General features: G+C 74.0%; 12 protein-coding genes. 3 read left to right on the top strand and 9 right to left on the bottom strand.

What is annotated here, in order from left to right:
* Positions 1-205: 205 nt before the first annotated feature.
* Positions 206-961 (bottom strand): TIGR03089 family protein, encoded by a 756-nt coding sequence (locus GV126_RS30605; RefSeq protein ID WP_159672716.1) that lies wholly within the window; start codon positions 959-961, stop codon positions 206-208.
* A gap of 182 nt (positions 962-1,143) precedes the next feature.
* On the opposite strand from GV126_RS30605, the gene GV126_RS30600 reads away from it, so the two are divergent.
* Together GV126_RS30600 and manB are read left to right on the top strand one after the other, a co-directional pair.
* Entirely contained in the window at positions 1,144-2,874 is a 1,731-nt protein-coding gene (locus GV126_RS30600) for a peptidoglycan recognition protein family protein (RefSeq protein ID WP_236570314.1), read from the top strand.
* 134 nt (positions 2,875-3,008) lie between these two features.
* Positions 3,009-4,091, top strand: a complete 1,083-nt coding sequence (manB, locus tag GV126_RS30595; RefSeq protein WP_028421786.1) for a mannose-1-phosphate guanylyltransferase — start codon at positions 3,009-3,011, stop codon at positions 4,089-4,091.
* Positions 4,092-4,285: 194 nt separating this feature from the next.
* On the opposite strand, the gene GV126_RS30590 is transcribed toward manB, so the two are convergent.
* The 5 genes from GV126_RS30590 to GV126_RS30570 all read right to left on the bottom strand — a co-directional run bounded on the left by GV126_RS30590 (position 4,286) and on the right by GV126_RS30570 (position 9,608).
* Positions 4,286-5,287 carry a DNA-3-methyladenine glycosylase family protein gene (locus GV126_RS30590; RefSeq protein WP_159672714.1) on the bottom strand — a complete coding sequence of 334 codons (1,002 nt, stop codon included), beginning with the start codon at positions 5,285-5,287 and terminating at the stop codon, positions 4,286-4,288.
* 199 nt (positions 5,288-5,486) lie between these two features.
* Positions 5,487-6,839 (bottom strand): coenzyme F420-0:L-glutamate ligase, encoded by a 1,353-nt coding sequence (locus GV126_RS30585; protein WP_268977471.1) that lies wholly within the window; start codon positions 6,837-6,839, stop codon positions 5,487-5,489.
* On the bottom strand, positions 6,836-7,795 hold the full coding sequence (gene cofD, locus GV126_RS30580; protein ID WP_159672712.1) for a 2-phospho-L-lactate transferase: 960 nt from the start codon (positions 7,793-7,795) through the stop codon (positions 6,836-6,838). The genes GV126_RS30585 and cofD overlap by 4 nt, the downstream gene beginning before the upstream one ends.
* Positions 7,796-7,909: 114 nt before the next feature.
* Complete coding sequence (locus tag GV126_RS30575) at positions 7,910-8,701, bottom strand: ABC transporter ATP-binding protein (RefSeq protein WP_159672711.1); 792 nt, start codon at positions 8,699-8,701, stop codon at positions 7,910-7,912.
* Positions 8,694-9,608, bottom strand: a complete 915-nt coding sequence (locus tag GV126_RS30570) for an ABC transporter permease (protein WP_159672709.1) — start codon at positions 9,606-9,608, stop codon at positions 8,694-8,696. The genes GV126_RS30575 and GV126_RS30570 overlap by 8 nt, the downstream gene beginning before the upstream one ends.
* 196 nt (positions 9,609-9,804) lie before the next feature.
* Here GV126_RS30570 and GV126_RS30565 point away from each other — a divergent pair, with 196 nt between their 5' ends.
* Positions 9,805-10,443: a TetR/AcrR family transcriptional regulator gene (locus GV126_RS30565; RefSeq protein ID WP_419795985.1), complete on the top strand. Its 639-nt coding sequence runs from the start codon at positions 9,805-9,807 to the stop codon at positions 10,441-10,443.
* Positions 10,444-10,732: 289 nt separating this feature from the next.
* Here GV126_RS30565 and GV126_RS30560 read toward each other — a convergent pair whose 3' ends face one another.
* From GV126_RS30560 to GV126_RS36840, 3 genes are all read right to left on the bottom strand, one after another.
* Complete coding sequence (locus tag GV126_RS30560) at positions 10,733-12,349, bottom strand: glycosyltransferase family 2 protein (RefSeq protein WP_159674284.1); 1,617 nt, start codon at positions 12,347-12,349, stop codon at positions 10,733-10,735.
* Between the two features lie 76 nt (positions 12,350-12,425).
* Complete coding sequence (locus GV126_RS30555) at positions 12,426-13,712, bottom strand: glycosyltransferase 87 family protein (protein ID WP_159672706.1); 1,287 nt, start codon at positions 13,710-13,712, stop codon at positions 12,426-12,428.
* A gap of 75 nt (positions 13,713-13,787) precedes the next feature.
* On the bottom strand, positions 13,788-14,018 hold a 231-nt coding region (locus GV126_RS36840), incomplete at its 5' end, for a hypothetical protein (protein WP_236570188.1).

Genomic DNA, 14,018 nt, shown 5'->3' with positions numbered 1-14,018 from the left:
CTCGCCGTGTCGTGGGTCGAGGGCGCTTTGTGAGTAGAGATCGCGAGCCAGCCGGAATCCACCTGGAGGGGCTGGTGGGAGGCGTCAGATGTGTAAAGGAGCCGGCCCCGGACGTATTTCCCCTCCTCCGCTATGACCCCGCCCTGACCCCGCCGCGACGCGGCCATGACCGTGCGGGCGCATGGCGCGAGCCCCGAAGGGAAGGTCACCGCGCCGTGGCCGTGACCCGCTCGCTCTCGATGCGCTTGGCCAGGGAGTCCTCGGCCAGGCGGTCCAGGTTCCGGCACAGCACGACCGAACCGCCGGCCGCGAGCGGTGCGTACAGGCCCGCGCTCAGCCCCTTCCAGGTGTCGTACGGCAGCCCGGACAGCAGCCGCGAGCCCGGTCCCGTCAGGCCCAGTTCCGGAGCGTCGCCGCGCGCCCGGTCCACGACCTCCGCGGCGGTGTACTCCGCCCCCGCCACGATCAGCGCGGGCTCCTCCGGGTCCACGGGTGCGAACGGGGCGAACCGGTCGCCCTGCCCCGGCACTTCCACGGCGTAGTCGACGAAACCCTCGGGCGGCTGCGGGAACCGGCCGCCCAGCGGGCGCAGGGCCAGCGCGACCCGCTCGCCCGAGCAGGCGCGCGCCGCCTCCAGCGTGTCCGGTCCGCTGACCACCACGTCGGCCTCCGCCGGGTCCCCGCCGACGTCGGCGCAGACGCCGACCGAGGCGCACGCCAGCAGCCACACGGCCGTCTGCCAGTGCGCCGGCAGCAGCAGGGCGACCCGGTCCCCGGGCCCGGCGGCGAGGTCGGACTGGAGGAGGTTCGCGGTCTTGGCCACCCAGTTGGAGAAGGTGGCCACGGACAGTTCGACGCGTTCGCCCGTGGCGTCGTCGTAGAAGGTGATCAGGGGGCGTCCGGGGTCCGCGGCCAGCGCGGAACGCAGCAGGTCCGCAGGGGTTCGTTCGGTGGCGTTCACCCGCGTCAGCGTACGCGCCGCCGGATCGGCGCAGGGGAGGGTGGACCCGCGGGGGCGGCCGGACGGTCACCGGTTCGGTCGAGGCGGAGCCGAGACGGGCCGTGGAAGGCCGAGGAACGTCGAAGAAAAACGAAAGGAAAACCGACGCACCGTCAGTTCTTCATGGACAGATATGTATGACTATGTCCAAGATCGGGGGCATGCGTCGATACGGCTTCCTCGCGTCCTCGATCGGTGTCACCAGCACGCTGACCCTCGCCCTCGCGTCCGCACTCCCCGCCACCGCGGCGACGGCGGCACCCGGGACGGTGAGAACGGCGTCGTCGGGAACGACGGCCGCCGCGACGGGACCGGTGCGGGCCGCCGTCCCCGGCAGCACCCAGTCCCTGCCCCTGGTCCCCCTGGACCGGGGGTCCCGCGGCCGCTCCGTCGGCGTGGCCCGCGAGCAGGGCCTGATCCGCCCTCACGTACGGCACTTCTCCCTGGTCGGCGTGGTCTGGGACGACCCCGGCGCCGAGCTGCACGGCACCGCCCGGGTCCGCACCCGCTCCGCCGCCACCGGCGCCTGGTCCGCCTGGCAGAGCCTCGACACCGACAACGCCGACCACGGAGCCGACCCGGGAAGCGCCGAGCGGGCCGGCGGACACGTACGCGGCGCCACCGCGCCCCTGTGGGTGGGCGACAGCGACGGCGTGGAGGTGCGCGTCCAGGGGGACGCCGCGCGGGCCGCGGACAAGGAGGATCCGGGGGACGCCGATCCGCCGCTGTCCCTGTCCCTGCGGCTGCCGTTGCCCTCGGGTCTGCGCCTGGAACTGGTCGATCCGGGCGATCCGGTGGACGCCGGTGGCTCTGATGGCCCCGGTGGCTCCGGTGGCCTGGGCGACGTCGAGGGTCTGGGTGACCTCGATGGTCTGGGTGACCTTGGTGGTCCGGGCGGTTCTGGTGGCTCCGGTGGTCCGGGCGGCGTCGGCGGTCTCGGTGGTTCCGGTGGCACGGGTGGCCTGGATGACGCCGGCGGTTCCGGTGGTACCGGTGGCTCAGGCGGTTCCGGCGGACTCGGCGGCTCCGGCGGTTCCGGTGGTCCGGTCCAGTCCGGTGCGGGGGCCGGGTCGGCGGCCGGCGCACCGGACGACGACCAGACGCGCCTCGGCGAGATGAGCGAAGCCGCGACCGCCGCCTCCGCCGCCAACTCGGGCCTCGCCCCACTGGGCGCCACCGAGATTCCCGCGCTCGACCGCGAGGGCACCGAGCGCGAGCTGATCTCCTTGCGCGGCCCCGACCTGACGGCGGACCAGATGGCCACGCCGTACATCGGCGCACGGCCGCGCATCGTCACCCGCCGCGGCTGGGGCGCGGACGAGTCGCTCAGGGCCAAGGGGTTCGTCTACACCAAGAAGGTCAAGGCGGTGTTCGTCCACCACACCGTCACGGGCAACAGCTACCGCTGCTCGCAGACGCCGTCGGTCATCCGCAGTATCTACCGCTACCACGTCAAGAGCATGGGCTGGCGCGACATCGGCTACAACTTCCTCGTCGACAAGTGCGGAACCATCTACGAGGGCCGGGCCGGCGGGGTGGCCAAGCCGGTCCTCGGCGCCCACACCATGGGGTTCAACAGCAACACGGCGGGCATCGCCGTCATCGGCACCTACAGCACGTCGAAGCCCCCCGCCGCCGCCGTCGACGCCGTGGCGCGGCTGGCCGCCTGGAAGCTCGGCCTGTACCGGGTGGATCCGCGCGGAAAGACATATCTGAAGTCCGGCGGTGGCAACCTCTACCAAAAGGGAAAGAACGTACGCCTGAACGTGATCTCCGGCCACCGGGACGGCTTCGCCACCGACTGCCCCGGGCGGCAGCTCTACGACAAGCTCGGCACGATCCGCTCGGCCGCGGCGCGTTACCAGGGCCGCTGAGCGGCGTCGCCGATCTCACCGCACCACCGGCACCACCGGCACCGCAACTGGTTCCAGAGCTGTGGCAACGGTCTGCATACACTGGCCGGCCGAAGGACAGATCGGCCGGTCCCGGCAGGAAGCAGAGACGACAGGTGACAGAAGCGATCCTCCTGGTCGGCGGCAAGGGCACCCGGCTGCGCCCGCTCACGGTGCACACACCCAAGCCCATGGTGCGGGCGGCGGGCGTGCCGTTCCTCACGCACCAGCTGGCGCGGGCCCGGGCGGCGGGCGTGGAGCACATCGTGCTCGCCACGTCCTACCTGGCCGAGGTCTTCGAACCGTACTTCGGCGACGGCTCCTCGCTCGGACTCCACCTGGAGTACGTGACGGAGGAGGAGCCGCTGGGCACGGGCGGCGCGATCCGCAACGTCGCCTCCCGGCTGCACTCCGGCCCGGACGAGCCGGTCCTCGTCTTCAACGGCGACATCCTCACCGGGCTCGACATCCGGGCCCTGGTGCGCACCCACCAGGAGACGGGCGCGGACGTCTCGCTGCACCTGACGAAGGTGACGGACCCGCGGGCGTACGGACTGGTCCCGACCGACGGGACGGGCCGCGTGCTGGCGTTCCTGGAGAAGCCGCAGACCCCCGAGGAGATCGTCACCGACCAGATCAACGCGGGGGCGTACGTCTTCCGCCGCTCGGTCATCGACACGATCCCGCAGGGCCGGCCGGTGTCGGTGGAGCGGGAGACCTTCCCGGACCTGCTGGCCGCCGGGGCGCACCTGCAGGGCATGGTGGACTCCACCTACTGGCTGGACCTCGGCACCCCGGCCGCGTTCGTCCGCGGCTCGGCGGACCTGGTGCTGGGCCGCGCCCCCTCCCCGGCCGTCCCCGGCCGGTGCGGCGATCAGCTCGTGCTGCCCACGGCCGTCGTCGCCCCCGACGCCAAGCTGACGGGGGGCACGGTGGTGGGCGAGGGCGCGTTCGTCGCCGAGGGGGCGCGGGTGACGGGCAGTACGATCCTGCCGGGCGCCGTGATCGAGCCCGGCGCCGTCATCACCGACTCCCTCATCGGCACCCGCGCCCGCATCGGCACCCGCTCCGTCCTGACCGGCACCGTCATCGGCGACGGCGCGGTCGTGGGCGCCGACAACGAACTGAGGGAGGGCGTCAGAGTCTGGTGCGACGCCCGCATCCCGGCGGGGGCCGTGCGCTTCTCTTCGGACCAGTAGGCGCGGCGGGGCAGGTCCGCGCGGCGGGGCAGGTCCGCGCGGCGGGGTGGCAGCGGCGGGTGGTTCCGCGCGGCGTGGCGCCGACAGGGCACCTCCGTCCGGCCGCGCCGCGACGGCTCAGCCGCCGCGCCGCCCAGGCTCAGCGGCCGCGCCGCCAAGGCCGAGCCCGCGCCGCCAAGGCCGAGCCGTCCGCCTCACAACCGCCCGATGTCCCCCCGGGGCATCCGCGGCGCCCGCCGCGGCGGCACCCTCCCGCTCAGCAGGATCAGCCGGGCCGCCCGGTGCCGCTGCCCGGCGTACGGCTCCAGCAGCCGCAGCATCTGCGCGTCGTCCGCATGCCTGTCCCCGGCCAGCGCGAACCCGACGATCCCCGGCAGATGCAGGTCCCCGACCGTCACCGCGTCCGGCGCCCCATGACTGCGCTGCACGGTCTCCGCCGACGTCCACGGCCCGATCCCGGACACCACCTCCAGCCGCTCACGCGCCGCCTCCGGAGGCATCCGCACCGCCTCCTCCAGCCGCGCCGCGACCCGCACCGCCCGCAGCACCGTGGACGCCCGTTTGTCGTCGACCCCGGCGCGATGCCACTCCCAGGACGGGATCAGCGCCCAGGTGCGCGGCGCCGGCATGACGTACATCCGCACCGGCACGGGACCGGGCGCCGGCTCGCCGTACTTCCGTACCAGCGTCCGCCACGCCGCGTACGCCTCGACCGTGGTGACCTTCTGCTCCAGGATCGACGGGATCAACGACTCCAGCACCAGCCCGGTCCGCGTCAGCCGCAGGCCGGGGCGCCGGTGCCGGGTCAGTGCGAGCAGCCGGTGCCGCGGCTCGAACGCCGCGGGGTCGTCGGCCGCGCCGAGCAGCTCGGGCAGCTGCTCCAGCAGCCACTCGGCCCCCGGCCCCCACGCCTGGCCGCGCACCGCGCCGCCGTGCACCGAGACCCGCAGCGTTCCCGGTCCCAGCGGCGTACGGCTCGCCCGCCAGATGGATCCGTCGGGCGTCGCACGGAACGTCGGGTCGCCCGGCCCGCGCCGCAGCGGCCCGAGCACCAGCCCCAGATCGAGCGGGCCCTCGGGCACCCACGTGCGCACCCGCCCCGGAGCCGCCGCCTGCCGCGGCACCCCCGCGGGCACGACGACATGGCCCCCGCGCACCGTGGTGCGGGTGGGCCGCGGAGCGAAACGTCCTGCCACGAACGACGAGCCTAGGCGGTGCGCACCCCGGGCGGGGCCGCCTGACCGTTCCCGGCCGGGTGGCGCGCCTCACCCCACAGGTGGGCGAGGGCGACCACCGCCCCTGGCGAGGGGTCACACCACTCCCGGGACGAGAGCGCACCTGAGCGTCAGCGCCCTGGGCGGGAGCGCGCTCAGCTCCCTTGAACGAGAGCGCGCCTCAGCGCACCTCGATGAACGCCGACGCCTCCCGGTCCGGGCGCGGTCTCGGCTGCTCCGCCGGATGCCCGACCGCGACGGCGCCCATCGGGTCCCACTCCGGCGGCAGTCCCAGCACCTCGCGCACCACGTCCCGGCAGAACATCGTCGAGGACACCCAGGCCGAGCCGAGCCGCTCCCCGGCCAGCGCGACCAGGAAGTTCTGCACCCCGGCCCCGGCGGCCACCACGAACATCTCGCGTTCGGCGGCATCGCGCCGCTCGTCGCCGTACGTGTGCGAGCCGTCCATGACCAGGCAGGGCACCACCAGGTACGGCGCGTTGCGCAGCACGTCCCCGCGGCGGACCCGCTTCGCGATCGACTCCTCGCTCTTGCCGTCGCGCCGCAGGTCCGCGATCCACGCCTCGCGCATCGCGTCGAGCAGCCGGGTCCGCGACTCGGGCGACTCCAGCAGCACGAACCGCCAGGGCGTGGTGTGGTGCGGCGCGGGCGCCGTGACCGCCGCGGCCACCGCCCGCCGGACCGCGCCGGGGTCGACGGGCTCGTCGGTGAAGGACCGTACGGTGCGCCGCTGGGTGACCGCCTCCCGTACGGCCTCGGAGGTGCCGAGCCGGAACATGTCGTCGCGCGCGTCGCGCACCAGGGCCCGGGCTCCCTGCCCGTGGTCGGCGCTCGTCAGGTGGCCCAGTCCGCGTACCACGGCCACGGGCAGGGCGGCGGCCTTGCCCTTGACGAGGTCGCCCGCGGCGGCCAGTTCGTCCGCGGTGGCGACCACGGTGGCGCTGAGCGGGTTGCCGTGCGCGTCCGTGCCGCCGCGCAGGTCGTCCAGGACGCGCAGTCCGGCGGCGCCGATGGCGACATCGGTGAGCCCGGCCCGCCAGGGGCGGCCGAAGGTGTCGGTGACGACGACCGCGACATCGACGCCGAGCGCCTCGCGCAGGCCGTCGCGGATCGCCCGCGCGGAGGCGTCCGGGTCCTGCGGCAGCAACAGCACCGTGCCGGCGGGCGTGTTGGAGGCGTCGACGCCGGCGGCGGCCATGACCAGGCCCTGCCGGTTCTCCACGATGCGCAGCGGCCCGCGCCGGGCCACCACCCGCACCGTCTCGGCGTCGATCGCGGCCTCCCGGTCGGCCGCCCGCACCACGCGGCCCTCCGCCTTGGAGACGATCTTCGAGGTGACGAGCAGCACGTCCCCGTCGGCCAGGCCCGGTTCCGCCGCGGCGATCAGCTTGGCCAGGTCGTCGCCCGCGCTCACCTCGGGGATGCCGGGCACGGCCCACACCCGGTACGCGGGCGCGCCGCCCCCGTCCGGCGCCGTACCGTCCCGCGTCGGTGTCGACGGCGTGCCGCTCACGCTGCCCGCACCTCCTCCGCCAGGGCCAGCGCCTCCCGTGCCATCTGCGCGGCGGCGTCGACGTCCGTCATCATCAGCGGCACCGCCCGGCACCGGATGCCGGCCGCCTCGACCCGCTCCACCGAGGCCGCGTCCACCGTGTCGACGAGCCAGCCGTCGAGCAGCCCCGAGCCGTAGTGCTCGGCCACCGCCGCGGCCGTCGACTCCACGCCGACCGCCGCGAGGACCTTGTCGGCCATGCCGCGCACCGGCGCGTCCCCGACGATGGGGGACAGGCCGATCACCGGCACCCCGGCGTCGGCGATCGCCTCCCGGATGCCGGGCACGGCCAGGATCGTGCCGACGGAGACGACCGGGTTGGACGGCGGGAAGAGGATCACGTCCGCCTCGGCGATCGCCTCCAGCACGCCCGGCGCGGGCTTGGCCTGCTCCGCGCCGACCGGCACGACCGCCTGCGCGGGCACCGACGCGCGCAGCCGCACCCAGTACTCCTGGAAGTGGATCGCCTTGCGTTCGCCGTCGATCTCCACGGCGACGTGCGTCTCCACCCGGTCGTCGGTCATCGGGATCAGCCGTACGCCCGGCTTCCACCGGTCGCACAGCGCCTCGGTCACCGCGCTGAGCGGGTAACCGGCCCCCAGCATCTGGGTGCGCACGATGTGCGTGGCGAAGTCACGGTCGCCGAGCCCGAACCACTCCGGCCCGACGCCGTACGCCGCCAGCTCCTCCTTGAGGTGGAAGGTCTCCTCCGCCCGGCCCCAGCCCTGCTCCTCGTTGATGCCGCCACCGAGCGTGTACATCACCGTGTCCAGGTCCGGGCAGACCTTCAGCCCGAAGAGGTGGATGTCGTCGCCGGTGTTGCCGATGACCGTGACGTCCGCGTCCGGCACGGCCCGCTTCAGACCGCGCAGGAACCGGGCACCACCGATGCCGCCTGCCAGAACCACAATCCGCATGGAAACAGTGTGTCAGCCGGGTACGACAACGCGGCGCTCCCCACCCACTCCCGGACGCTCACGCACCACGCGCAGGAGCGAGGGGCGCGGGCGGGGGCCGAGGGCACGGGCGGTCTACGACTTGCCCGAGGTGAACGCCTCGTACTCCTTCAGGACGTCCTCGGTGGGGCCGTCCATGCGCAGCACCCCGCGCTCCAGCCACAGCACGCGTTCGCAGGTGTCGCGGATGGACTTGTTGTTGTGGCTGACGAGGAAGACCGTGCCGGCCTGCTTGCGCAGCTCGCGGATGCGCTGCTCGGAGCGCTTCTGGAAGGCGCGGTCGCCGGTGGCCAGGGCCTCGTCGATGAGCAGCACGTCGTGGTCCTTGGCGGCGGCGATGGAGAACCGCAGCCGGGCGGCCATGCCGGAGGAGTACGTGCGCATCGGCAGGGAGATGAAGTCGCCCTTGTCGTTGATGCCGGAGAAGTCGACGATCTCCTGGTAGCGCTCCTTGATCTGCTCCCGGGACATGCCCATGGCCAGGCCGCCGAGGTGGACGTTGCGCTCGCCGGTCAGGTCGTTCATCAGGGCGGCGTTGACGCCGAGCAGGGAGGGCTGGCCGTCGGTGTAGATCTTGCCGCTCTCCACCGGCAGCAGGCCGGCGATCGCCTTGAGCAGCGTGGACTTGCCGGAGCCGTTGGTGCCGATCAGGCCGATGGCCTCGCCCTTGTAGGCGACGAACGACACCTTCTTCACCGCGTGCACCCGGCGCACGCCCGCCGTCTTCTCGGCCTGCTTCGGGCGCAGGATGCGGTTGAGGGCGGCGGTCGCGGAGCCGCGGCCCGCGCCGGTGCCGTAGACCCGGTAGACGATGTCGACGTTGTCGGCGATGACGGTGGGGATGTTCTCGGTGGAGCGCTCAGCCACGGCCGTACCTCTCCTCTGCCTTCCAGAAGTAGACGAAGCCGCCGATGCCGGCGAGCAGCGCCCAGCCCAGTGCGTACGCCCACACGTGGTGCGGGAGCTGGTCGGCGCGGAAGCTGTCGATCAGCGCGAAGCGCATCAGGTCGATGTAGACGGCGGCCGGATTGGCCTCCAGGAACACCTGCACGGCGTGCGGCAGGCTGGTGTGCTTCAGCGTGCTGTCGATGCTGAACATCACGCCCGAGACGTACATCCAGGTGCGCAGAACGAACGGCATCAGCTGGGCGATGTCCGGGGTCTTGGCGCCCATCCGGGCCATGACCATCGAGACGCCGGCGTTGAAGACGAACTGCAGGAACAGCACCGGGACGGTCAGCACCCAGGAGGGGCCGACCGGGATGCCGAAGCAGAACAGGATGATGACGAGCGCGGCCATCGAGAACAGCAGCTGCTGCAACTGCTGCAGGGCGAAGGAGATGGGCAGCGCGGCGCGCGGGAAGTGCAGCGCGCGCACCAGGCCGAGGTTCCCGGAGATGGCGCGGGTGCCCGCCATGATCGAGCTCTGCGTGAACGTCCACACGAACACGCCGGTGACCAGGAACGGGATGTAGTCGGCCACGCCGTGCTTGGTGCCGAGCAGCACGCCGAAGATGAAGTAGTAGACCGCCGCGTTCAGCAGGGGCGTGGCCACCTGCCAGATCTGGCCGAGCCGGGCCTGGCTGTACTGCGCGGTGAGCTTGGCGGTGGCGAAGGCGGTGATGAAGTGGCGCCGGGCCCACAGCTGGCGGACGTACTCCGGCAGGGAGGGGCGCGCGCCGCTGACGGACAGGCCGTACCGGGCGGCGAGCGCCGCGAGGTCGTCCTCGGCGTGCGCCGGGCTGTGGGGCGGTGTGTGGAGGACCTGGCTCACATCCGCTGCTTTCGGTCGGGGAGGGGGGTGGAGGTGCGGTCCCGGGCCGGGCGTCTGGCCGGGGCACACGGGGCGCTGATCGTGCCGCGCTTACCGTGCTCTTCACCTGCTCTTACGTCGGGACGGGACCGTATCGTCGCAACGGGAGCGTACGGCGAAGCGACGTCGGAACGCAACCGTTTCGTCCTCACGCCCTATGCTGGGCGGCATGACGACGAACGCCGGCGAACCCCAGACGCGTCCGCGCCGCCGTGCCCCCGCGGGCGCGGCCGTCCTCCGCGAGGACGTCACGGCGGCGATCCGGGCGGCCGTCTTCGAGGAACTCGCGGCCGTCGGGTACGCGCGCATGTCGATCGAGGGCATCGCGCGGCGCGCCGGGGTCGGCAAGACGGCCGTGTACCGCCGCTGGCGCTCCAAGCTGCACCTTGTGCTCGACATCGTCTCGGCGCTCGCCGTCCAGGGCCTGCCCGCGCCCGACACCGGCTCCCTGCAGAGCGACCTGCGGCTGCTGTACGAGGTGACCTCCCGCGCGCTGCGCCACCCCGTCGCCTCGCAGATCCTGCCCGACCTGCAGGCCGAGGCCGCCCGCAACCCGGACATGGCCGAGGCGGTGCAGCGGGCGCTGCGGGACGGTCAGGAGAGCGTGGCCAGCAGCATCCTCGCGGCGGCCGCGGACCGCGGGGAGATCCGCGCCGGGCTCGACCGCGACCTCGCGCTCGACCTGATCTCGGGCCCCCTGTACTGGCGGGCGGTCGTCATCCGCGGCCCGAAGCCGTCCAAGGGGTATCTGGACGGGCTGGCCCGAGGGACGGCGGAGGCGATCAAGGCGCTGTAGGCGTCCGCCGGGCACGGGGTGACGGCCGGAGCGCGGGGTCCGGAAGGGCGTGTCCGGCCGCGGGGCCGGGCGGCTCGCGCCCGGACCCGGGCAGGAACGGGCGAGGGGTCGAGAGTCCCCGCACCCCGGCCCCTACCGAGGCGCGCCCCGGACCACGGCGCCGGCGTCACCGCGTGGATCGTGCCACGCACGGGGCCGGAAAACGTCCCGCGCACGGGGCCGGAAACGTGCGGCGTGCGCCGGCGCGGGGCCTCGGTCGAGCAGGCGGCGGCGTGCGCGGGCGCGTGCCTCAGCCGAGCAGGCGGCGGAGTCTGCCGCGCAGGACCGAGGTGACGCCCTGCAGGCCGGTTGCCAGGCGCAGGGCGAGCGCGCCGGAGTGCGTGGCGTAGGGCTGGGCCAGCAGCACGCCGAAGCGCAGGCTGGGCACGACGCTGCGGCGCAGCAGCCCGTTTCCCGCGCGGGCGTGCGCCGACGTCTCGCGGGAGGTGCCGTCGGCGAACCGCACCCGCAGCCGCAGATCCCAGGTGCCCGAGCCGAGCCCCGCCAGGTCCACGGGCGTCTCGGCCGACCACACGCCGTTCCCGGAGGCGGTCAGCGCGACCGTGGTGCACTGGGCCGCCCGGCCGGCGTCCCGGTGCCGCCACTCCACGTCGAGCGCCTGCGGCCCGGCGGCGGCGACCTGGCCGTACATCTCGTGCAGGCGCAGCCGCAGCGCGGTCACGGGCGCGCGGGGGAGCAGCGCGGCGTCCACGGCGAGCGGTGCCTGGTGCGCGGGAAGGGTCAGGTAGGGCTCCAGGGCGACCTGGGGCAGATCGCGCGCCCACAGGGGCGTGCCGTCCTCGCCCCGCGCATACGGCGGGCACAGCCGGGCCGGGCGGGCGGCCAGCTCCCTGAGCCGGGGCAGGTCGCGCGGCTCGGGGGAGGCCAGGATCACCCGGGCGATCAGGCGGCCGGGCGCGGTCGGGGAGGCGGTCCAGTCGGCCGCGTCGTACTCGCCGAGGTACGCCCGCGTGTGCGCCCACCACGCGCGCCGGTACTCCGCGTCGCGCAGGCCCAGCTCGCGGGCGTACATGCGCAGCTCGTGGTCGAGGAACTTGGCGCGCGCCGCCCGCGCCAGCTCCTTGCGCCCGGCGCCCAGCAGGATCTCGTACGCCTGCCGGTTGGCCGTGATGCGGGCCCGCCAGTTCTCGATGTGCGCCCGGTCCAGCGAGATCGACAGGTGCCGGGCGGAGCGGCGCACGTGCCACAGGTAGACCCGGTCCGGGACGAGGGCCATGCGCGGGGCGGCGGCCAGCACCCGCGCGGTGAACACGATGTCCTCGTAGGGGAAGCGGCCCTCGGGGAAGCGGATGGCGTGCTCGCGCAGGAAGTCCGTGCGGTACAGCTTGTTGACGCACAGGGTGTCGTGCACCAGGCGCGTGAGCTGATCGGGGCGGGTGAACACGGCGCTGTGCGCGTACAGGGCCTCCTGCCAGGGCACCTCGCGCCCCGAGGGCAGTTCGCGGCGCACGCACAGGCCGGCCGCGACCTCGGCGTCCTCGTCCCGGGCGGCCGCGAGCAGCGCCCGCGCCGCGCCGGGCGGCAGCACGTCGTCGCTGTCGAGGAACATCACGTACGGCGACGTCACCGCGTCGAGTCCGGTGTTGCGGGGGCTGCCGCAGCCGCCGCTGTTGGTCCGGCGCCGCACCACGCGCACTCTGGGTTCCGCCTCGGCGAGGCGGGTGAGCAGCTCGGGGCTGCCGTCCGTCGAGCAGTCGTCGACCGCGATCACCTCACGGACCACGGGCCCCTGCGCGAGGGCTGAGCGCACCGCGTCGGCGACGTGGCCGGCGTCGTTGTAGCCGATGACGACGACGCTGACGTCGGGAAGTGTCTGGTCGGGGCTCTGGCTCTGGTGGGGGTGCATGGAGTCCACAGCGGGATCGTAGGGGCGGTCGGTGAGAGTGCGGTGGGTCAGATGAGGTCGATCCGGTGAGATCTGGTCAAGACGGACTGGGCGTCCCGTGCGGAAGACGGCGCCTGTCCACCGTGAGTTGTCTGTCGGGTACCACCAGTTTCGTCGAGCGTCGCAGCCGGGCGAACGAGACTACCGCCGCGGCGGCGAGCAGGCCGTTGCGGGTGAGCATCAGCGCACACCCCGCCCATGTGCACCCCGCCACCTGAGGGTAGAGGCTCGGGTAGGCGATCGCGCTCACCAGGCTCGCCAGCGCGATCAGCGCGGCCACCGGACGCTGGGTGGTGTGCCGTGACGTCAGGCACACCGCGGCCAGCCCGAGCAGCCAGACCATGTACTGCGGGCTGATCACCCGGCTGGTGACGGTGAACAGCAGGACGGCGGTCAGCGCCGCGTCGTACGGGGTCGCCGGCGTCCAGCGCCGGGCCCGCACCCGCCACCACAGCAGCAGGCCGAAGGCGGCCACCGACAGCAGCAGCGCCAGGTGCGCCACGGTCGACACGTACGGGCCGGTGAACTCCAGCGCACCGTACTGGTAGCGCACCGTCCCCGGCCAGCCGGCGCGGGTCGCGAAGGCCAGCACCGTGCCGCCGAACGACTCGATCTGCACGCCCCGGCCGCCCTGCTGGCGGACGAAGGACAGGGGGTTGCGGAACAGGAGGGCCAGGAGCAGCCCGGCGGCCGCCGCCGTGAGCGCCGCCCACGTCCACGCCGAACGCGTCGTTCGGCCCCGGGGGGTGCCCAGCAGCACCAGCACCGGCCAGATCTTCACCAGGGCGCCCAGCGCCGCCAGTGCGCCGCAGGCGCGCGAGGAGCGCCGCAGCGCCAGCAGGGAGAGCACGGCGAAGGCGGTGACCTGCAGGTCGTAGCGGGCCAGCGGGATGTGCTGCAGCAGCGGCAGGCCCGCGACCCAGTAGGCGGCCCCGCGCAGGCTGCGGCCGGGGTGGGTGCCCGCGCGGGCCAGCGCCAGCGCGATCACCGCGTCCGCCACGACGGTGAGCGCCACGAACGCCTGGAAGTAGGTCAGACCCGGCAGCAGCGCCGGGGAGAGCAGCACCATGGCGGCGCCCGGCGGGTACTGCCACAGCGTGTCGTGCGCCGGGAAGGCGCCCTGGGACAGCACCAGGTACCAGTGGTGGTACAGCTTCCAGACCTCGCGCGCCACCGCCCCCCGGCCCAGCAGGCGCAGCGTGTTGTGGGCGAGCAGCCACAGCATCACGCCGCGGGTGAGGAGCCAGGCGGCCGTCAGTACGAGCAGGCGGTGTCTCGGCGACGTGCGCGCGACGGCGCGCGGCACGCGGGAAAAGGCGCTCATCACGGCGGATCGTAGACCCGGCGCATGGCGTGCCGGTGACGCTACGCCGCCCACCCGGTGAAGGCGCCGCGGGCTTCACCGCATCGCCCGCCGGTACCGGCCCGCCCGTTCACCTTTTGGAGTGACCGGGGCCACGTGCGCCGCGTTGACCCGGTACGGCATCGTCACCGCCCCGGTCCGCCGCCGAGCGGCGGGTGAATGCGCGGCGACGGGGGAGGAAGGCGCCGACGCCACCCGCAGGCGGGGGCGGGGGCGGAGCCGGTGGCGGGACAGGAGCAGTACGGCCCGCAGCGCGCGCAGCAACGG

Origin of the sequence: Streptomyces mexicanus, assembly GCF_902506575.1 — a bacterium.
In the GTDB taxonomy this organism is placed as follows: domain Bacteria; phylum Actinomycetota; class Actinomycetes; order Streptomycetales; family Streptomycetaceae; genus Streptomyces; species Streptomyces mexicanus.
This window is presented reverse-complemented; position numbering and strand designations above follow the sequence as displayed.